Here is a 19,970-nt window from a genome sequence, read left to right on the forward strand (position 1 = left end):
CGCCTCAAACGCCGGCGGGGCTGGATGTTGGCCGGCGTCCGGGCGCCGTCGGGTGGAGGGCCGAAGGGTTGGACCGGGTGTCAGGCGGTCGTGGTGTGGCGGCGGGCTCGGAGGGCGAGGCTCAGGGAGAGGACCGTTTCCGGGTCGTCCAGGTCCGCGCCCAGGAGTTCTGAGATGCGGGCCAGGCGGTTGTACAGGGTCTGGCGGTTCAGGTGGAGCTCGCGGGCGGTCTCCGCCTTGCGGCCCGCGTGGGCCAGGTAGGTCTCCAGGGTGGGCAGGAGGGGCGGGCGCGAGACCGTGTCGTGCACGCGCAGGGCGCCGATCGCGCGGTCCACGAAGGCCGCCAGGTCGGGGTGTTCGCGCAGGCGCCACAGGAGCAGGTCGATGTCCAGGCGGCGGGCGTCGTACCAGGGGCGGGCGGGGAGTCCGTGCGCGGCCGTGGCCGTTTCGGCGGCGTGGCGAAGGCCTGCGGGGACTGTTGCCCAGCCGCCGCCGACGCCGACGACGACCGCGGGGGCGGCCCCCGCACGGTCCAGGCCGGCCCGCTCCACGCCGGCCCGCAGGGCCACCGCGACCCGGTCCGCCACCGTCGTGCGCTCCGCGTCGGAGCGGAGGGAGACCAGGAGGGGGACGCGGCCCTCCACCGGGCGGACGCCGAGGAGCACCGGGACGCCGACCGAGGCGAGTTCCTCCAGGACCGCACGGGCCAGGACCGCCCAGTTCCCCGACGGGGCGAGGTCCGAGGAGAGCCGCATGACGATGGGCAGGAGCGGGCCGGGGCCCGGTTTGAAGCCCAGGACGCGGGCCTGGGCGGGGGCGTCCTCCGCCGAGATGCGTCCCTCCGCCAGGTCGGTGAGGAAGTCGCCGCGGCCGCGCGCCGCCAGCTCGTCCTCCTGCCGGGCCTGCATGAGGACGACGGCCAGGACGCCCGCTGTGCGCTCGGCCGCCATCCGGTGAACGGGGAGGAGGGGAGCGGACACGCCCAGCAGGACCAGCCGGGCCCGGACCGAGCCCGTGCCGCGGCCGCCGCCCGCGACGTCGACCACGACGGCGTTGCCGGAGGGCTCCGCCGTGCGCTGGCCCCGTAGGCCCTCCCAGACCTGGAGCGGGTCCGCCGCGGCCTCGCCGGCGACCGGGCCCGCCGCGTAGAGCAGTTGGCCGTCGGGGGTTTCCATGAAGACCGGGTTCGCGGTGAAGTCCGCCAGGATGTGCAGGACTTGGGGGATTCCGCCGCCGTCGAGCAGGGCTTCCGTGCAGCGCCGGTGGACTTCCTCGGCCCGCTGGAGCAGCGCGTAGTGCCCGTTGACGATCTCGGTGTGGACCTCCTCCGTGACGGTGACGAAGGGGACCTCCCGGTGCAGCTGGACGAGGGGGAGGCCGACCGCGCGGGCCGTTTCCACGAGGGTGGCCGGGAGGCGGGTGAAGCGCGGGCCCAGTTCGACGACGAGTGCGGCGATGCCGCGGTCGGCGAGGCGGCGTACGAAGGCGCGCTGCTCGGCGGGGCGGGTGCCGAGGCCGAGGCCGGTGGTGAGCAGCAGTTCGCCGCCCTTGAGCAGGGAGGCGATGTTGGGGACCTCGCCCGCGTGCACCCAGCGCACGGTCCGGCCGAGCCGGTCGGCGCAGGCCACCACCTCCGGGAGGCCGCCGCGCAGCCCCGGCAGCTCAAGTGCCCGCTGAACCGTGATCCCGCCCTGATTGTCCATATGCCGGACGCTACCGGGGCTCTTGTTCCGAGCACATCACCGAGCGGTTACGGGGTTTCATCTACCCCCGTCCGGCCCGACAACTCGTCGCCTTCGTAAGGAGATTATCGGACTGCATGCCGATTGTGGCGTACGTCACGCGGGGCGAGAGTGAGCGCCCTCACGACAGGAACGAGGAGCCATGAGCACGGATAGCAGCCCCGGCGGCGGCGCACCCCAGGTCCAGCGGCTGAAAGCCAATTCGGTGGGCCTGGTCGGTGTCGTCTTCATGGCCGTCGCCACCGCCGCTCCCATCACCGCGATGACCGGGAACCTGCCCATCGCCGTCGGCTTCGGCAACGGCATCGGCGCCCCCGCCGGATACCTCTTCGCGACCGCCGTCCTGACCGTCTTCGCCGTCGGCTACGTGGCCATGGCCAAGCGGATCACCGCCGCCGGAGCCTTCTACGGGTACATCTCGCACGGCCTCGGCCGGATCGCCGGCATGGCCTCCGGCATGCTCGCGGTCCTCGCCTACGTCGTCTTCGAGGCCTCGATCGTGGGCGTCTTCGCCTACTTCACCAAGACGACCGTGCACGATCAGCTCGGGGTGGACCTGCCCTGGATCGTCTACGCGGCCGGCATGATCGCGATCACCGCCGTCCTCGCGCACTTCGACATCAACCTCACCGCCAAGGCGCTGGGCGTGATGCTCATCGCCGAGATCGCCGTCCTCTTCGCCGTCGCCACCGCCGTCCTGATCGCGGGCGGCGGGCCGGACGGGATCCCGGTCGACCCCATCAATCCGAAGAACGCCTTCACCGGTGCCTCCGCCGGGCTCGGCCTCTTCTTCGCCTTCTGGTCCTGGGTGGGCTTCGAGTCCACCGCCATGTACGGGGAGGAGTCCAAGAACCCGAAGAAGGTCATCCCCAAGGCCACGCTCATCTCCGTCGTCGGCGTCGGTCTCTTCTACATCTACGTCTCCTGGATGACCATCGCCGGCAACGGGCTGAGCCGGTCGGTGGAGCTGTCCGCCTCCGCCAGCCCGCTCGACCTGTTCTTCGCCCCCACTCAGACCTTCATCGGCGCCTGGGCCGTGGACGCCTTCCAGTGGCTGCTGCTCACCGGCTCCTTCGCCTGCGGCATGGCCTTCCACCAGTGCGCCGCCCGTTACCTCTACGCCATCGGCCGCGAGGGCTTCCTCCACCCGGGCCTCGGCCGTACGCACGCCGCGCACGGCTCCCCGTACATCGCCTCCATGGTGCAGACGGCCATCGCCACGGGCCTGGTCGCGCTGTTCTGGCTGACCGGGCAGGACCCGTACATCCACCTGTACACGCTGCTCGCGATCCTCGGCACCATGGCGATCCTCATCGTCCAGACCCTGTGCTCCTTCGCGGTGATCGGCTACTTCCGCAAGAACCACCCCGAGGACCGGCACTGGTTCCGCACCTTCACGGCCCCGCTGATCGGCGGCGTGGCCATGGCCGCCGTGGTCGTCCTGCTGCTGGTCAACATGAAGACCGCGGCGGGCCTGGCCGCCGACTCCTTCTTCTTCACGCTGATCCCGTGGATCGTCGGGGTCGTCTTCTTCGGCGGGCTCGGACTCGGGCTGTGGATGAAGTACAAGGCCCCCGCGCGCTACGAGATCATCGGCCGGGTCGTCCTGGAGGACGCAGCCGAGCGCGTCGACGAGCCCGCCGGGTCCTCCGGCGAGTCAGCCCCCTCCGCCGCGAACGTCTGAGAAGGAGCCACCGCCATGGCACGTACACCCCTCATGCACGCGCTCCGGCAGCTCGCCGCGGAGCACGACGCCGCGCGCCGGCTCGGCCTGCCCGTCGCCGAGGTCCGCGGCTCCACCCGCCGCCAGCTCCTGGGCCGCGCCGCCGCCCTCGGCCTCGGCACCGCCGTGGCCTCGGCGGCACTCGCCCCGGCCGGCGCCCACGCGGTGGAGGCCGGCGCGGACAAGAAGCCCGTCGCCCCCGCCCGCGTCGTCATCGTCGGCGCCGGCATCTCCGGGCTGACCGCCGCCCTCACCCTCAAGGACGCGGGCGTCCCCTTCACCCTCTACGAGGCCGACCCGGGCCGCGTCGGCGGCCGCATGTGGACCCAGCGCTCCCACTGGGCCTACGGGCAGACCTCCGAGATCGGCGGCGAGCTGATCGACACCAGCCACAAGAAGATCCTGGAGCTCTGCCGCCGCTTCGGCCTGCAGACCGAGGACTTCCTCGGCGGCGGCCCCAACGGGGCGGAGGAGGTCCTCTGGTTCAACGGGACGTACTACCCGCGCGAGCAGGCCGACGAGGACTTCAAGGCCGTCTACCAGGCCCTGCGCCGCGACCTCCAGGAAGCCGGCGAGGTCTCCTGGAACTCCTCCACCCCGGCCGGCACCGCCCTCGACAACATGACGATCCACCAGTGGATCGAGACCCGGATCCCCGGCGGCCACGGCTCCCAGCTCGGCCGTTTCATCGACGTGGCGTACAACGTCGAGTACGGGGCCGACACCGACCAGCAGTCCGCCCTCGCGCTGGTCCTGCTGATGGGCTACCAGCCCAACCCGGGCAACTTCAACGTCTGGGGCCTGTCCAACGAGCGCTACCACATCACCGGCGGCAACGACCAGCTGCCGAACGCCATCGCCCAGGCCCTGCCCGCCGGTTCGATCGTCATGGGCCGCGAACTGCTCGCCGTACGCGTCTCCGCCGACGGCACCCAGACCCTGACCTTCAACGACGCCGGTGCCACCCGGACGGTCGTCGCCGACCACACCGTCCTGTGCCTGCCGCTGCCGGTCCTCCAGCGGATCGACATCACCGGCGCCGGCTTCGACCCGCTGATGAAGAACCTCCTGCGCGACGCCCGGATGGGCTACTGCACCAAGCTCAACATGCAGTTCACCAGCCGCCCCTGGCGCGGCACCGGCCCCTGGCCCGGGGTCTCCGCCGGCGACTGCTTCACCGACAGCGAGGTCCAGCAGACCTGGGACACCACCAAGGTCCAGCCGGGCAACGGAGGCATCCTGCTCCAGTACGGAGGCGGCACCCTGGCCGGCGCGCTCACCCCGGCCACCCCCTTCGCCACCGATTCCGACCCCTACGTACGCGCCCTCGCGGGCCGGATGCTCACCGGGATCGACGCCTTCTTCCCCGGCACCAAGGCTGCCTGGAACGGCAGGGCGCAGCTGTCGGCCTGGCACCGCAACCCGTACGCGCTGGGCGCCTACTCGTTCTGGCCGACCGGCTACCTGCACAAGTACGCCAAGTACGAGGGGACCGCGCAGGGCCGCATCCACATCGGCGGTGAGCACTGCAGCTACGACTTCCAGGGGTTCATGGAAGGCGGGGCGACCGAGGGGGAGCGGGCGGCGAAGGAGGTGATCACCGCCCTCACGTAGGGGCCGGTTTCAGGACGGCGCGATGTTGTGGTTGAAGCGGAAGACGTTGTCCGGGTCGTACCTCCGCTTCAGCTCGCCCAGCCGCCGCATGTTGTCGGGTCCGAGGCCGGCCACCACCCGGTCGCCGCCCTCGTCGTCCCCCGTGAAGTTGAGGTAGACCGCGCCGGTGCTCCACGGCCGGACGTCGGCGCGGACGTCCTTGACCCACTGGCGGACGCGCTCGTCGTCGGCGGGGTCCTCCCAGGCGCCGAACGGGTGCACCGCCCAGGGCGCGTCGCGGAACGGCACCGGGTAGTCGGCCGGGCCCTCCGCGATCGCCCCGCCCTGGGGCCACACCACGTGCTGGGTGCCGGTCGGCACCGGCATGGAGTCCGCGCGGGCGCAGAACACGTCCACGAACGCGTCGGGCACCCCGGTCAGGTACTCCGCCGACCAGTAGTTCCGCATCCCCGGCGGGTCGTCGAGCATGCACTGGAGGTCCGCGTAGGGGATGTCCGTCACCAGCTCCGCCTCGTGCGGGATCGCCAGCAGCGGCGCGGCCAGCCGGCGCAGCTCCTCCACGGGACCCGCGTACGTGATCAGCGCGCCGGCCAGCAGCAGGCCGACCAGGTGCGGCGGGACGAACTCCTCGGGCGGGCCGGTCATGTAGATGGCGCCGCCACCGGCCTCGCGCGGGCCGTCCTGCATGACGTCCCGGTACGTACGGACCATCTCGGGCCCGTGCTCCGGCAGGTACAGCAGGAACGCGACGGACATGGCCGGCAGTTCGTGCAGCCGCAGGGTCAGGGAGGTCGCGATGCCGAAGTTCCCGCCGCCGCCGTGCAGCCCCCAGAACAGCTCGGGGTGGTCCTCCGCGGTCGCCGTCACCATCTCCCCGTCGGCGGTGACCAGGTCCACCGCGAGCAGGTTGTCCACCGCCAGCCCGAACTTGCGGTCCAGCCACCCGGTGCCGCCGCCCAGGACGAAGCCGCCGACCCCGGTGGTGGACACGCGGCCGCCGGTGGTCGCCAGCCCGTACCGCTCGCAGGCCCGGTCGAGATGGCTCATCGTGGCCCCGCCCTCGACGCGGACGGCCGAGGCCCCGGGGTGCACCGTCACCGCCTGCATCCGGCGCAGGTCGACGACGAGGCCGCCGTCGTTCAGGGACATCCCGGCCACGCTGTGGCCGCCGCCGCGCACCGCCACCGGCAGATCGAGCCGCCGCGCGAAGCGCACGGCGGTCACCACGTCCACCGGACTCTCGCACTGCGCGATGACGGCCGGCCGGCGGTCGATCATTCCGTTGTAGACGGTGCGGGCCTCGTCGTACCCCGGATCATCCGGGACGAGGACGGGGCCGGACAGGTCCTCGCGGAGCTCGGCCAGGGCCGTGCCCGCCTTCGAGAGGGGAGCCATGGCTACCCCCTTCCGGGAGATGCTGCGGAAGGGCCTACGACTCCTCCAGGTTAGTCAGCCCCCGTACGCCCCGCTCGCTGTCAGCCGCAGGGCCGTGTCGATCAGGGGGACGTGGCTGAAGGCCTGGGGGAAGTTGCCCACCTGGCGCTGGAGCCGGGGATCCCATTCCTCCGCCAGCAGGCCCAGGTCGTTGCGGAGCGCGAGCAGCTTCTCGAAGAGGCGGCGGGCCTCGTCGACCCGGCCGATCATCGCCAGGTCGTCCGCCATCCAGAACGAGCACGCCAGGAAGGCCCCCTCGTCGCCCTCCAGGCCGTCCACGCCCGCCTCCTCGCCGGAGGTCGGGTAGCGCAGGATGAAGCCGTCGGGGGTCGACAGCTCGCGCTGGATCGCCTCGATCGTGCCGATCACCCGCTTGTCGTCCGGCGGCAGGAAGCCCATCTGCGGGATCAGCAGGAGGGAGGCGTCCAGCTCCTTGGACCCGTAGGACTGCGTGAAGGTGTTCCGTTCCTTGTCGTAGCCCTTCTCGCAGACGTCCTGGTGGATCTCGTCGCGCAGCTCCCGCCACCGCTCCAGCGGCCCGTCCGCGTCCCCGCTCTCGATCAGCTTGATCGTGCGGTCCACGGCCACCCACGCCATCACCTTCGAGTGGACGAAGTGCCGGCGCGGGCCGCGCACCTCCCAGATCCCCTCGTCGGGCTGGTCCCAGTGGGTCTCCAGGTAGCGGATCAGCTTCAGCTGGAGCAGCGAGGCGTAGTCGTTGCGCGCCAGGCCGGTCATGTGGCCCAGGTGCAGGGCCTCGGTGACCTCGCCGTACACGTCGAGCTGCAGCTGTCCGGCTGCGCCGTTGCCGACCCGGACCGGGCGCGAGTTCTCGTACCCGGGCAGCCAGTCCAGCTCGGTCTCGCCGAGCTCCCGCTCGCCAGCGATCCCGTACATGATCTGCAGGTTCTCCGGGTCGCCGGCCACCGCCCGCAGCAGCCACTCGCGCCAGGCGCGGGCCTCCTCGCGGTACCCGGTGCGCAGCAGCGAGGACAGGGTGATGGCGGCGTCGCGGAGCCAGGTGTAGCGGTAGTCCCAGTTGCGGACCCCGCCGATCTCCTCCGGGAGGGAGGTGGTGGGCGCGGCGACGATCCCGCCCGTGGGGGCGTACGTGAGCGCCTTGAGGGTGATCAGCGAGCGGATCACCGCCTCCCGGTAGGGCCCGTGGTACGTGCACTGCTCGACCCAGTCGCGCCAGAACTCGGTGGTGGCCTCCAGGGCCTCCTCCGCCTCGGGCGGCTGCGGCGGCTCCTTGTGCGAGGGCTGCCAGCTGATGCAGAAGGCCTTCCGGTCGCCCGGCCCGACGGTGAAGTCGGAGTACGTGGTCAGGTCCTTGCCGTACGTCTGCACCTCGGTGTCCAGCCAGACCGAGTCGGGGCCCGCGACGGCGACGGTGCGGTCGTCGACCCGGTGCACCCAGGGCACGACCCGGCCGTAGCTGAAGCGCATGCGCAGGGCCGAGCGCATGGGAACGCGCCCGCTGATGCCCTCCACGATGCGGATGAGCTGCGGTGCGTGGTCCTCGCGGGGCGGCATGAAGTCGATCACGCGGACCGTGCCGCGCGGGGTGTCCCACTCGGACTCCAGGACCAGTGAGTCACCGCGGTAGCGGCGCCGGGTGGCACGCGGGGCCTCGGCGCCGGCCGGGAATGCCGGGCCGATCCGCCAGAACCCGTGTTCCTCGGTGCCGAGAATGCTCGCGAAGACGGCATGGGAATCGAAGCGTGGCAGGCACAGCCAGTCCACCGCCCCGTCCCGGCAGACCAATGCCGCGGTCTGCATGTCGCCGATCAGTGCGTAATCCTCGATGCGCCCGGACACGTTGCATCTCCAGTCGAACAGCCACGTCCGCCCCGAAGGGCGCTTGCATTGCGCGATGCCGCGGATTCTCCGGTGGTGTGGATGACCGCGTCCAGCCCATGATTCCGGAACCGGACGGGTTACGCCGTTCGCGGGGCCGCTCGGCAGGGATGTGATCGAGATCCGAGCAGGACAAGACGGCACCCTAGTGATCCCCGTCAGCTTGGGGACAATGAGGTTCGGCCGAACGGGTGAGCGGCGGCGATACCGCCGGGACGGACCGCGCGCAGGCCCCCGAGGACGCCCCCGCCGCGTGGCCGGAGGCGGACCGGCCCGGGCGCTGATAGGCTGGTATCCCGTGGACCGGTGGTCTGCCTGTGCGAATCAGGAGCCCCGAAACCGCAGCTTCGGCGCCCCCTGAGACCCTCCGGTTCGATGGTGGCCGGCGCCGGACGCACCTCACCTCGCGACCACGGGAGCCCCCTCTTGGCGATGCCGCCCAAATCCATGACGACCAAGCACATCTTCGTCACCGGGGGTGTCGCTTCCTCCCTCGGCAAGGGCCTGACGGCCTCCAGCCTGGGTGCGCTGCTGAAGGCGCGCGGTCTTCGGGTCACGATGCAGAAGCTCGACCCGTACCTCAACGTCGACCCCGGCACGATGAACCCGTTCCAGCACGGCGAGGTGTTCGTCACCAACGACGGCGCCGAGACCGACCTGGACATCGGCCACTACGAGCGTTTCCTCGACGTCGACCTCGACGGCTCGGCCAACGTCACCACCGGCCAGGTCTACTCGCAGGTCATCGCCAAGGAGCGGCGCGGCGAGTACCTCGGTGACACCGTGCAGGTCATCCCGCACATCACCAACGAGATCAAGCACCGCATCCGGCGCATGGCCACCGCGGACGTCGACGTGGTCATCACCGAGGTCGGCGGCACCGTCGGCGACATCGAGTCCCTGCCGTTCCTGGAGACCGTCCGCCAGGTCCGCCACGAGGTCGGCCGCGACAACGTCTTCGTCGTGCACATCTCGCTGCTGCCCTACATCGGCCCCTCCGGCGAGCTGAAGACCAAGCCGACCCAGCACTCGGTCGCGGCCCTGCGCAACATCGGCATCCAGCCCGACGCCATCGTGCTGCGCGCCGACCGCGAGGTCCCCACCTCCATCAAGCGCAAGATCTCGCTGATGTGCGACGTCGACGAGGCGGCCGTGGTCGCCGCGATCGACGCCAAGTCCATCTACGACATTCCCAAGGTGCTGCACACCGAGGGCCTGGACGCCTACGTCGTGCGCAAGCTCGACCTGCCGTTCCGCGACGTCAACTGGACGGTGTGGGAGGACCTGCTCGACCGGGTCCACAACCCCGACCACGAGGTCAAGGTCGCGCTCGTCGGCAAGTACATCGACCTGCCCGACGCCTACCTGTCGGTGACCGAGGCGCTGCGCGCCGGCGGCTTCGCCAACCGGGCCCGCGTGCAGATCAAGTGGGTCACCTCGGACGACTGCAAGACCCCGGCGGGCGCCGCGGCGCAGCTGGCCGACGTGGACGCGATCTGCGTGCCCGGCGGATTCGGCGACCGCGGTGTCAACGGCAAGGTCGGCGCGATCACCTACGCCCGCGAGAACAAGATCCCGCTGCTCGGCCTCTGCCTGGGCCTGCAGTGCGTGGTCATCGAGGCCGCGCGCAACCTGGCGGGCATCGAGGACGCGAACTCCACCGAGTTCGACGCCTCCACCCCGAACCCGGTGATCTCCACGATGGAGGAGCAGCTGGCCTTCGTCGAGGGCGCGGGAGACCTGGGCGGCACCATGCGCCTGGGCATGTACCCGGCGAAGCTCGCCGAGGGCTCCATCGTGCGCGAGGTCTACGGCGACCAGGCGTACGTGGACGAGCGCCACCGCCACCGCTACGAGGTCAACAACTCCTACCGCGGTGAACTCGAGAAGAAGGCCGGCCTGGTCTTCTCCGGCACCTCCCCGGACAACAAGCTCGTCGAGTACGTCGAGTACCCGCGCGAGGTCCACCCCTACCTGGTGGCCACCCAGGCCCACCCGGAGCTGCGCTCGCGCCCGACGCGCCCGCACCCGCTGTTCGCGGGTCTGGTCAAGGCGGCCGTGGAGCGGCAGCAGGCCGCGAAGTAGTCGTACGGCACATACCGTAGACAGCCGGGGTACGGAGATCCGTACCCCGGCTGTCGCGCGTCGTGGAGGGCTTCGGGGTATGTCGGGCATGGAGATCAAGGACACGTCGGAATCCTGGGAGACGCTGTCGTCCCAGCGGCCGTTCCAGGGCGCGAAGACGGCGGTGGCTTCCGACGAGGTGCGGATGCCGGACGGGTCCGTGGCCCGCCGCGACTACCAGGTGCACCCCGGGTCGGTGTGCGTGCTGGCCCTGGACGACGCGGGGCGGGTGCTGGTGCTCAGCCAGTACCGGCACCCCGTGCGGCGCCGGCTGTGGGAGCTCCCGGCGGGGCTCCTGGACGTGGTGGGGGAGAACCCGCTGCACGGGGCGCAGCGGGAGCTGTATGAGGAGGCGCACGTCAAGGCGGAGGAGTGGCGGGTGCTGGCCGACTTCTACGCGTCCCCCGGCGGCTCCGACGAGGCCACCCGCATCTTCCTCGCGCGAGGGGTGTCGGCGGCGGACGGGGAGCGCTACGCGGAGTCCGGGTCGGAGGAGGCGGACATGGAGCTGGCCTGGGTGCCGCTGCCCGAGCTGGTACGGGGCGTCCTGGCGGGCGAGCTGGGCAACCCCGGGCTCGTCACGGGAGCCCTGGCCCTGACGGCGGCCCTCGCCACCGACCCCTCCCTCACCTCCCTCCGCCCGGCGGACACCCCCTGGCAGGCCCGCCCGTACGAGGCGTAGCCCCGCCCTTCACCTTCTCGACGCGGAGCGAGCTCCGCGTCAAGAAGGTGGGCGGTGCGTCAGAAAAGCTGCACATCCGCTGATCCGATCGGGCGATTTGTCCGCCGCGCTCCACCCGGTCCGTCGCTCTGCGTGAACTACGCTCGCAATCCGAAGGCAGCGAGAGGAGCGGATCCGTGACGGTTTTCGTCGGGCGGCGGCGTGAGCTCAAGGAGCTCCGCGAGGACATCGCGCGGACCGGGCTCGACACCCTCTCGGGCCGCAAGGCGAAGGCCCCCCGCGCCCGGGTGCTGCTCGTCGCCGGGCGCCCCGGCTCCGGCCGGACCGCCCTCGCGGAGGCGCTGGTGCGCGAGATCGCCGAGGACTATCCCGACGGGGTGCTGAGGGTGCGGCTCACCGCTCCCACGGGGGAGGGCGTCGCTACCGAGCGTGCCGTCCGGACCCTTCTGGAGGGGCTCGGGCAGCCCACCCCGCCCGGCGCGGCCGAGGACGACCTCAGCTCCGCCCTGCGCACGGCCCTGGCCGGCCGCCGCGCTGTGCTTCTGGTCGACGACGCCTCCGATCCGCATCAGGTCGACGCCCTGCTGCCGGACACCCCCGATTGCCTGGTCGTCGTCACCGCCGAGGGTCCGCTGACCGGGATTCCGGATGTCCGGCCCTGCACCCTCGGCGGCCTCGACACCCCCTCGGCCGTCCGCATGCTCGTGCAGCGGATCGGTGACATCCGCGTCGCCAACGATCCGCGCGCGGCCGAAGCCCTCGCCGAGGAGTGCGGAGGGCAGCCCGCCGCGCTCGCCCTGGCGGGCGGCTGGCTCGCCGCACGCCCCAAGGCCTCCGTGGCGGACGTGGGCAAGCAGTTGCACGACATGCCCGCCGGCGTGGGCGGGCCGCTGGCGAAGGCCTTCAGGCTGGTCTACGAATCCCTCCCGCAGCCCGCCCAGCGGACCCTGCGGCTGCTTCCGCTCGCCCCCGCGGGCCTCGCCGACTCCCACGTGGTCTCCGCGCTCGCCGGCTGCTCCGTGGCCGCCGCCCAGTCCACCCTGGAGGACTTCGCCGCGCTGGGCCTGCTGCGGCCCGCGTCCGACGGGCTGTACCTGCTGCCCGGCTGCCTCGCGCCGCTGCTCCAGGCCCTGCTGGAGGCCAAGGAGCGGCCCGCCGAGGTCCAGCTCGCCCGGGCCCGGATGCTGGAGCGCACCGTACGGCTGCTGCTCTCCTGCCGGGCGATGGCCGAGCCGGACGAGGAGGGACAGGACGGGCCCGGCGGGGTCGTCGGGGCGCCCGAGAAGCTCGACGGGGTGCCGCGCGCGCTGCGCTTCGCCGACCGGCGGGCGGCGGAGACCTGGCTGGACACCCGGCTGCCCGCGCTGCTGGCCGCGGCCTCGCTGGCCGTGGCCGACGGGGAGCTGGACACCCTGGCGCGCAGGTTCGTAGCGGCCCTCGCGGGGGCCCTGTCCGAGCACCGGGGCACGGCCGGGGCCGCGCCCGAGCTGTACGGGCTGCACCAGCTGGTGCTGGACGTGGCCGAGCGGCGCGATCTGTACCGGGAGCAGGCCGCGGCACTGCTGAACCTGGCCGATCTGGATGCGGAGACGGGCCGGACGCGGGAGGCGCTGGAGCGGTACCGGGCCGCGCTGGACGCGGGAAGGGCGGCGAAGGATCCGTACGCGTCGGGCCGCGCGATGGAATCCGTAGGCGGTGCGCACCAGGAGCTGGGCGACTGGCACCGGGCCTCCGACTGGTTCGGCCGGGCCCTGTCCCACGCGCTGGCGCGCGGGGAGCGCGCGGACGAGGCGCGGCTGTACGGGCGGCTGGGCAACGTGCACACCTACGCGGGCCGGTACGGGGACGCGCTGCGGAGCTGGCGGGCGGCCTCGGCCGGGTACCGGAAGCTGGCCGATGTCCCGGGCCAGGCAAAGGCGTTGAGCGAGATGGCGCGGATCCAGGAGTACGCGGGGCGGCCCGAGGAATCGCTGCACACCTGCCGGGAGGCGGTGGAGCTGGCGCGGAAGGCGGGGGACCTGCGGCTTCAGGCCGCGCTCCAGGTCCGGCTGGCGGACACGCTGGACCGGCTAGGGGATCCCGCGGCGGCGAGGCTGCACCGGTCCGCGGCCGACAGATTGCTGGGAGATGACCCCGCAGCCTGCGAAATCCGCAGTGGTTCCGACTGAGATTATTGGTTTGCAAGGCTAGACAGCCGCTCATCCTTCATTAGACTGGCTTCACCAGGTCATCCTCTGGTGCATCCCGTTGCGCGTTCTTGTGGACGGGTTTGTATTGAAGTAGCCCGAAACATCCCCTGAGCCAAGGACCGTGAGCCACGATGAAGGTCGGCATCCCCCGCGAGGTCAAGAACAACGAGTTCCGGGTCGCCATCACGCCCGCCGGCGTGCATGAGCTGGTCCGCAACGGCCACCAGGTCTTCATCGAGCAGAACGCCGGTGTGGGCTCCTCGATCACGGACGCGGAGTACGTCTCCGCCGGCGCCGAGATCCTCGGCACCGCCGACGAGGTCTGGGCGACCGCGGACCTGCTGCTGAAGGTCAAGGAGCCCATCGCGGAGGAGTACCACCGCCTCCGCAAGGACCAGACCCTCTTCACCTACCTGCACCTCGCGGCCTCCCGCGAGTGCACGGACGCCCTGCTGGAGTCCGGCACCACCGCCATCGCCTACGAGACGGTCGAGACGGCGAACCGCGCCCTCCCGCTGCTCGCCCCGATGTCCGAGGTCGCGGGCCGCCTGGCCCCGCAGGTCGGCGCCTACCACCTGATGCGCTCGGTCGGCGGCCGCGGCGTGCTCCCCGGCGGCGTCCCCGGCACCCACGCCGGCGAGTGCGTGGTCATCGGCGGCGGCGTCTCCGGCTGGAACGCCGTGCAGATCGCCGTCGGCATGGGCTTCCACGTGACCCTGCTGGACCGCGACATCAACAAGCTCCGCGAGGCCGACAAGATCTTCGGTACGAAGATCAAGACGATCGTCTCCAACGCCTTCGAGCTGGAGAAGGCCGTCGTCGAGGCCGACCTCGTCATCGGCGCGGTGCTGATCCCGGGTGCGAAGGCCCCGAAGCTGGTCACCAACAAGCTCGTCGCCAAGATGAAGCCCGGAAGTGTCCTTGTCGACATTGCGATCGACCAGGGCGGCTGCTTCGAGGACTCCCGCGCGACCACCCACGCCGAGCCGACCTTCCAGGTCCACAACTCGGTCTTCTACTGCGTCGCCAACATGCCGGGCGCGGTGCCGAACACCTCCACCTACGCGCTGACCAACGCCACGCTGCCCTACATCGTGCAGCTCGCGAACCTCGGCTGGGTCGAGGCGCTGCGTCGTGACCCGGCGCTCGCGCTGGGCCTCAACACCCATGACGGCCAGGTGGTTTACCGTGAGGTCGCCGAGGCCCACGGTCTCGAGACCCTCGAGCTGAGCACGCTGCTCGGCTGAGTCGTCAACGACTGACGTCAATCTCACGTATCCGGCCGGACCTTGCTCGCGAGGTCCGGCCGGAGGCGTTCCCGGGGGTGCCCGAGGGGCCGCTCAACTCGCCTCGAACGTAACCCTTTAACCCTTTCGCACACCCGCGAAACTTCCCGGCGACAGCTCGTACGCCCTTGACAGAGTGGTGTTCGGTTGCCGACACATCGCGGCGGGTCCGGCGGATTGTGTTGCCGCTGAGTGGTGACACGCCATAGAGTCGCCAACCGTCGGCATGGTGCCACGCTGACCTATCGATAAGTGTCCTGGTCACGTCCGAGGAGGTAAGACGACTTGTGAATGAGTCGACATTTGCTCCTGGAGGTGGTCGAGCAGGAGGGCCTGCGCGGGGCCAGGGTCCTGCCGGTATCGAAGCCGTGGGATCCGTAGCGGTCCGCACCTTCGCAAACCACCAGCACATGACGACGCCCCAAAAGAGCATGGACGGCCTAGACGTGAACTCCAGGGCCGGCGACCCGAGCGGCGACAAGCCCGTGGGTTTCGCCGACTACGAACAGGTGCCCGAGGGGCACTTCTACGACCCCGACGCGGAGTACGAGCCCGACCCCGAATACGCGGCCACTCTCGCCCCCGACGCTGCCCGCCAGCGCCGTGAGCGGATCGGCCCGACCGGAAGGCCGCTGCCGTACTTCCCGATCCCGGGTCCGCTGACCGACCACGGTCCGGCGACGATCATCGCGATGTGCAACCAGAAGGGCGGCGTGGGCAAGACCACGTCGACCATCAACCTGGGTGCGGCGCTGGCGGAGTACGGGCGCCGGGTGCTGCTCGTCGACTTCGACCCGCAGGGCGCGCTGTCGGTCGGCCTCGGGGTCAACCCGATGGAACTCGACCTGACGGTCTACAACCTGCTCATGGAGCGGGGGATGTCGGCCGACGAGGTGCTGCTGAAGACGGCGGTCCCCAACATGGACCTGCTGCCGAGCAACATCGACCTGTCCGCCGCAGAAGTGCAGTTGGTCAGCGAGGTCGCGCGCGAGTCGACGCTGCAGCGGGCCCTGAAGCCCCTGCTGCCCGACTACGACTACATCGTGATCGACTGTCAGCCCTCGCTCGGTCTGCTGACCGTGAACGCCCTGACGGCGGCTCACAAGGTCATCGTGCCGCTGGAGTGCGAGTTCTTCGCGCTGCGCGGTGTGGCGCTGCTGACCGAGACCATCGAGAAGGTGCAGGAGCGGCTCAACCCGGAGCTGGAGCTCGACGGCATCCTCGCCACGATGTACGACTCCCGTACGGTGCACAGCCGTGAGGTGCTGGCGCGCGTGGTCGAGGCCTTCGACGACCACGTCTACCACACGGTCATCGGCCGCACGGTGCGGTTCCCGGAGACCACGGTCGCCGGCGAGCCGATCACCACGTACGCCTCCAACTCCGTCGGCGCCGCCGCCTACCGCCAGCTGGCCAGGGAGGTGCTCGCCCGGTGTCCCGCCGAGTGAGTCTGCCCGGAGCCGACGAACTGTTCCGTACGACCGGGGGGATGGCGCTGACCTCCTCCTCGCCGAATCCGGCACGGGGCGTGGAGCACGCGGCGGCGGCCGCGGAGGGCACGGCGGGAGAGGGCCGCAGCCGGGAGGCTGAGGCCGGTACGGAGCCGGGCGTCGGCCCGCAGCGGCGTCCGCAGGAAGGTTCCGGTGGCGCGGTTCCGGCCCCCGGCCGGGGCAAGGGGCAGGGCCGGGGCGCGAACCGGCGGCCCAGCGGGCGCGAACGGCACGACGAGAAGATCACGGTCTACGTCTCCGCGGAGGAGCTCATGGACCTGGAGCACGCGCGGCTGGTGCTGCGCGGGGAGCACGGTCTCGCGGTCGACCGCGGGCGGATCGTGCGCGAGGCCGTCGCGGTGGTCCTGGCGGACCTGGAGTCCCGCGGCGACGCGAGCATCCTGGTGCGGCGGCTGCGGGGGCGCTAGCCGCTTCGGGGGCTGGGCGGGCTCGGCCCGTCGGCTTCCGGCGGCCTTGCCGGGCGCGGGGCCGTGGCCGGGCGGGCGGGCGGCCCTGCGGGGCCGAGTCCCCTACCCGCCCTTCCACCGTTCCCCGGGCTGCGCCCGGACCCCTTCCGGGGCTCCGCCCCGGACCCCGGTCCTCAAGCGCCGGACGGCTTGATTTGCCGGCGCACGTGGGAGTCTTGGGGGCCGGGCCCCGGCTCGATTCGATGCTTCCTCCGTACCACCCTGGACCGCGATGCCCTCTCCCGCCGAATCCGGCTCCCCGCCCCGACGCTCGTTGGGCCGCGGCCCGGGTGCTCCCGTAGAGGCTCCAGCGGCTCCGGCCGGGGTCGGGACGGCCTCGGAGGCCCCCGGCGGCCCCGAGGGGCCTGGGGAGCCCGTAGCGGCCCCTGTGGCCCTGCCCGGGGCCGAAGCCGTGGCGGACCCCGTCGGGGACGGGCGGTTCACGGTCCGGCTCGAGAACTTCGAGGGGCCCTTCGACCTGCTGCTGCAGCTGATCTCCCGGCACAAGATGGACGTCACCGAGGTCGCACTGTCGGAGGTCACCAACGAGTTCATGGCGCACATCCGCGCCATGGGGCCCGACTGGGACCTCGACCAGACGACCGAGTTCCTCGTCGTCGCCGCCACCCTGCTCGACCTGAAGGCGGCCCGGCTGCTGCCCGTCGCCGAGGTCGAGGACGAGGCGGACCTCGCACTGCTGGAGGCCCGGGACCTGCTGTTCGCGCGGCTGCTCCAGTACCGGGCGTACAAGAGGATCGCCGAGATCTTCGAGGACCGGGCCGAGACCGAGGGCAAGCGCTACCCGCGCACCGTCGGGCTGGAGCCGCACCTCGCCGAGCTGCTCCCCGAGGTGGTCATCGGCATCGGCGGCGAGGGCCTGGCGAAGCTCGCGGTCAAGGCCATGCAGCCGCGGGCGAAGCCGCAGGTGTACGTGGACCACATCCACGCACCGCTCGTGAGCGTCCGGGAGCAGGCGGCGCTGGTCGTGGCCCTGCTCAAGGCCCGGGGCGAGGCCACCTTCCAGGAGCTCACCGAGGACGCCGCCGACACCCTGACCGTCGTGGCGCGCTTCCTGGCCCTCCTGGAGCTCTACCGGGAGAAGGCGGTGGTCCTGGACCAGGAGGAGGCCCTGCGGACGCTCACGGTGCGCTGGAGCGGCGGGGACGGGGACGGCATGCCGACGGTGACGGACGAGTTCGACCAGATCGTGGAGGTCAAGGAATGAACGACGTGACGACCCCCGTGGCCGGTCTGGCCCTGAAGCCGGCCCTGGAGGCCGTCCTCATGGTCGTGGACGAGCCGGCCACCGAGGCGCACCTGGCCAAGGTCCTGGAGCGGACCCCGCGCGAGGTCGCGCAGGCGCTCCGCGAGCTCGCGGAGGAGTACGAGGTCCAGGGCCGGGGATTCGAGCTGCGGCTCGTCGCCGGGGGCTGGCGGTTCTACAGCCGGGCGGACTGCGCCCCGGCGGTGGAGGCCTTCGTCCTGGACGGCCAGCAGGCCCGGCTCACCCAGGCGGCGCTGGAGACGATGGCCGTCGTCGCGTACCGCCAGCCGGTCAGCCGCTCGCGGGTCTCGGCGGTCCGCGGAGTCAACTGCGACGGGGTCATGCGCACCCTCCTCCAGCGGGGTCTGGTGGAGGAGGCGGGGACGGAACCCGAAACAGGTGCGATCCTGTACAGGACGACGAACTACTTTCTGGAGCGGATGGGCCTGCGCGGCCTGGACGAGCTCCCGGAGCTCGCGCCCTTCCTCCCCGAGGCGGACGCGATCGAAGCCGAGACGCAAGAGGGTGTTCCGTCGTTCGATCCGGACTCTCCGGATACCGATGAAGACGACAAGACGACGGAACTTTGATGCGAAGCAGCGGCAACGGCAACGGTGGCGGCAACAGGAACAGCGGCGGCGGCGGTGGTGGCGGGCGCGGTGGCGCCCCCCGCGGCGGCTCCGGCGGCGGTGGTTACCGCGGTGGCGGCTCCGGCGGTGGCAGCGGCTCGGGCGGCGGCTCCCGCGGCGGTTCGTCGGGCGGCAGCTCCTCGGGCGGCTACCGCTCCGGCGGCAGCTCCAGCGGCGGCGGCTACCAGGGCGGCGGCTCCCGCGGCGGCTCGTCCGGCGGCAGCTCCTCCGGCGGCTACCGCTCCGGCGGCGGCTACCAGGGCGGCGGCTCCGGCGGCGGCTACCAGGGCGGCGGCTCCGACCGCGACCGCGAGCCGGAGCCCCGCATCCGCAACCCCCGCCCCGAGCAGCGTCGCTACGACGTGGGCCCCGAGGGCGAGCGCAACGGCCGTGGCGGTGCCAAGGCGGGCGGCGGCGGTGCCCGCGGCGCGGCCGACGGCAACCGCGGTGGCGGTGCGCGCGGCGCGGCGGCCCGCGGTGGCGCCAAGGGCGGCCCGAAGGTCTCCCGTACCCCCGGCATCGGCGGCGCGGGCGGCCCCCGCATCGGCCCCGGCTCCCGCAGCGGCCGCGCCAAGCCGCGCGAGCTGGAGGCGCGGATCGAGGAGCGCGTGCGCGACCGGTACGCCGACAAGCCCGTGATCAAGACCCCGAAGACCTTCCCGGGCGCCGAGGAGGAGGGCGAGCGTCTGCAGAAGGTGCTCGCGCGGGCCGGCATGGGCTCGCGCCGTGCGTGCGAGGAGCTCATCGAGCAGGCGCGCGTCGAGGTCAACGGCGAGATCGTGCTGGAGCAGGGCAAGCGCGTGAAGCCCTCGGACGAGATCAAGGTGGACGGCCTGACCGTCGCCACCCAGTCGTACCTGTTCTTCGCGCTGAACAAGCCGGCCGGCGTCGTCTCCACCATGGAGGACCCGGACGGCCGCCAGTGCCTCGGCGACTACGTCACCAACCGCGAGACGCGCCTCTTCCACGTCGGCCGGCTCGACACCGAGACCGAGGGCATCATCCTGCTCACCAACCACGGTGAACTGGCCCACCGCCTCACGCACCCGAAGTACGGCGTGAAGAAGACCTACGTCGCCGCGATCACCGGCCCGCTGCCGCGCGACATCGGCAAGCGCCTCAAGGACGGCATCGAGCTGGAGGACGGGTACGCCCGCGCCGACCACTTCCGCGTCGTCGACCAGCTCGGCAAGAACTACCTGGTCGAGGTGACCCTCCACGAGGGCCGCAAGCACATCGTCCGCCGCATGCTGGCCGAGGCCGGCTTCCCGGTCGAGAAGCTCGTGCGGACCTCCTTCGGCCCGATCGAGCTCGGCGACCAGAAGTCCGGCTGGCTGCGCCGCCTGACCAACACCGAGGTCGGCATGCTCATGCGCGAGGTCGGTCTGTAGCAGGCCGGCCCCACCGGGGCCTCCAGAACCCGCGGTGCCTTCGGGCGCCGCGGGTTTTTTGGTTGTGCGGGGCTC

The 19,970-nt window shown here is 71.8% G+C and carries 14 protein-coding genes; 11 read left to right on the top strand and 3 right to left on the bottom strand.

The window, feature by feature from the left end; translation table 11 throughout:
• Window positions 1-80: 80 nt before the first annotated feature.
• Window positions 81-1,703: a PucR family transcriptional regulator gene (locus NLX94_RS37510; protein ID WP_254387770.1), complete on the bottom strand. Its 1,623-nt coding sequence runs from the start codon at window positions 1,701-1,703 to the stop codon at window positions 81-83.
• Window positions 1,704-1,884: 181 nt separating this feature from the next.
• On the opposite strand from NLX94_RS37510, the gene NLX94_RS37515 reads away from it, so the two are divergent.
• Together NLX94_RS37515 and NLX94_RS37520 are read left to right on the top strand one after the other, a co-directional pair.
• Window positions 1,885-3,426, top strand: a complete 1,542-nt coding sequence (locus NLX94_RS37515) for an APC family permease (RefSeq protein WP_254387771.1) — start codon at window positions 1,885-1,887, stop codon at window positions 3,424-3,426.
• Between the two features lie 15 nt (window positions 3,427-3,441).
• A complete protein-coding gene (locus NLX94_RS37520; protein ID WP_254387772.1) occupies window positions 3,442-5,079 on the top strand; it encodes an NAD(P)/FAD-dependent oxidoreductase in 1,638 nt (545 codons plus the stop codon).
• Window positions 5,080-5,088: 9 nt separating this feature from the next.
• Here NLX94_RS37520 and NLX94_RS37525 read toward each other — a convergent pair whose 3' ends face one another.
• Complete coding sequence (locus NLX94_RS37525; protein WP_254387773.1) at window positions 5,089-6,474, bottom strand: FAD-binding oxidoreductase; 1,386 nt, start codon at window positions 6,472-6,474, stop codon at window positions 5,089-5,091.
• A 54-nt stretch (window positions 6,475-6,528) separates the two neighbouring features.
• Window positions 6,529-8,334: a glycoside hydrolase family 15 protein gene (locus NLX94_RS37530; RefSeq protein WP_254387774.1), complete on the bottom strand. Its 1,806-nt coding sequence runs from the start codon at window positions 8,332-8,334 to the stop codon at window positions 6,529-6,531.
• 471 nt (window positions 8,335-8,805) lie between these two features.
• On the opposite strand from NLX94_RS37530, the gene NLX94_RS37535 reads away from it, so the two are divergent.
• From NLX94_RS37535 to NLX94_RS37575, 9 genes are all read left to right on the top strand, one after another.
• Window positions 8,806-10,458 (top strand): CTP synthase, encoded by a 1,653-nt coding sequence (locus tag NLX94_RS37535; RefSeq protein WP_254387775.1) that lies wholly within the window; start codon window positions 8,806-8,808, stop codon window positions 10,456-10,458.
• Between the two features lie 88 nt (window positions 10,459-10,546).
• Window positions 10,547-11,179 carry an NUDIX domain-containing protein gene (locus NLX94_RS37540; protein WP_254387796.1) on the top strand — a complete coding sequence of 211 codons (633 nt, stop codon included), beginning with the start codon at window positions 10,547-10,549 and terminating at the stop codon, window positions 11,177-11,179.
• Window positions 11,180-11,307: 128 nt separating this feature from the next.
• A complete protein-coding gene (locus tag NLX94_RS37545; RefSeq protein WP_302171612.1) occupies window positions 11,308-13,347 on the top strand; it encodes an AAA family ATPase in 2,040 nt (679 codons plus the stop codon).
• A 152-nt stretch (window positions 13,348-13,499) separates the two neighbouring features.
• Window positions 13,500-14,615 (top strand): alanine dehydrogenase, encoded by a 1,116-nt coding sequence (ald, locus tag NLX94_RS37550; protein ID WP_254387777.1) that lies wholly within the window; start codon window positions 13,500-13,502, stop codon window positions 14,613-14,615.
• A 326-nt stretch (window positions 14,616-14,941) separates the two neighbouring features.
• Entirely contained in the window at window positions 14,942-16,102 is a 1,161-nt protein-coding gene (locus NLX94_RS37555) for a ParA family protein (protein WP_374684071.1), read from the top strand.
• On the top strand, window positions 16,087-16,572 hold the full coding sequence (locus NLX94_RS37560; RefSeq protein ID WP_254387778.1) for a hypothetical protein: 486 nt from the start codon (window positions 16,087-16,089) through the stop codon (window positions 16,570-16,572). Before NLX94_RS37555 ends, NLX94_RS37560 begins: the two co-directional genes overlap by 16 nt.
• A 271-nt stretch (window positions 16,573-16,843) precedes the next feature.
• Complete coding sequence (locus NLX94_RS37565; RefSeq protein WP_254387779.1) at window positions 16,844-17,836, top strand: ScpA family protein; 993 nt, start codon at window positions 16,844-16,846, stop codon at window positions 17,834-17,836.
• A complete protein-coding gene (gene scpB / locus NLX94_RS37570) occupies window positions 17,833-18,465 on the top strand; it encodes an SMC-Scp complex subunit ScpB (protein ID WP_254387780.1) in 633 nt (210 codons plus the stop codon). Before NLX94_RS37565 ends, scpB begins: the two co-directional genes overlap by 4 nt.
• A complete protein-coding gene (locus tag NLX94_RS37575) occupies window positions 18,465-19,895 on the top strand; it encodes a pseudouridine synthase (RefSeq protein WP_254387781.1) in 1,431 nt (476 codons plus the stop codon). Before scpB ends, NLX94_RS37575 begins: the two co-directional genes overlap by 1 nt.
• The last annotated feature ends 75 nt before the right edge of the window (window positions 19,896-19,970 follow it).

Source organism: Streptomyces sp. TBY4, assembly GCF_024213195.1.
GTDB lineage: Bacteria > Actinomycetota > Actinomycetes > Streptomycetales > Streptomycetaceae > Streptomyces.

What these genes read in the sequence shown, in the direction of transcription:
- NLX94_RS37510 (WP_254387770.1), bottom strand. Translation starts at nt 1,703, where the DNA reads ATGGACAATCAGGGCGGGATCACGGTTCAGCGGGCACTTGAGCTGCCG.
- NLX94_RS37515 (WP_254387771.1), top strand. Translation starts at nt 1,885, where the DNA reads ATGAGCACGGATAGCAGCCCCGGCGGCGGCGCACCCCAGGTCCAGCGG.
- NLX94_RS37520 (WP_254387772.1), top strand. Translation starts at nt 3,442, where the DNA reads ATGGCACGTACACCCCTCATGCACGCGCTCCGGCAGCTCGCCGCGGAG.
- NLX94_RS37525 (WP_254387773.1), bottom strand. Translation starts at nt 6,474, where the DNA reads ATGGCTCCCCTCTCGAAGGCGGGCACGGCCCTGGCCGAGCTCCGCGAG.
- NLX94_RS37535 (WP_254387775.1), top strand. Translation starts at nt 8,806, where the DNA reads ATGCCGCCCAAATCCATGACGACCAAGCACATCTTCGTCACCGGGGGT.
- NLX94_RS37540 (WP_254387796.1), top strand. Translation starts at nt 10,547, where the DNA reads ATGGAGATCAAGGACACGTCGGAATCCTGGGAGACGCTGTCGTCCCAG.
- ald (WP_254387777.1), top strand. Translation starts at nt 13,500, where the DNA reads ATGAAGGTCGGCATCCCCCGCGAGGTCAAGAACAACGAGTTCCGGGTC.
- NLX94_RS37565 (WP_254387779.1), top strand. Translation starts at nt 16,844, where the DNA reads ATGCCCTCTCCCGCCGAATCCGGCTCCCCGCCCCGACGCTCGTTGGGC.
- scpB (WP_254387780.1), top strand. Translation starts at nt 17,833, where the DNA reads ATGAACGACGTGACGACCCCCGTGGCCGGTCTGGCCCTGAAGCCGGCC.
- NLX94_RS37575 (WP_254387781.1), top strand. Translation starts at nt 18,465, where the DNA reads ATGCGAAGCAGCGGCAACGGCAACGGTGGCGGCAACAGGAACAGCGGC.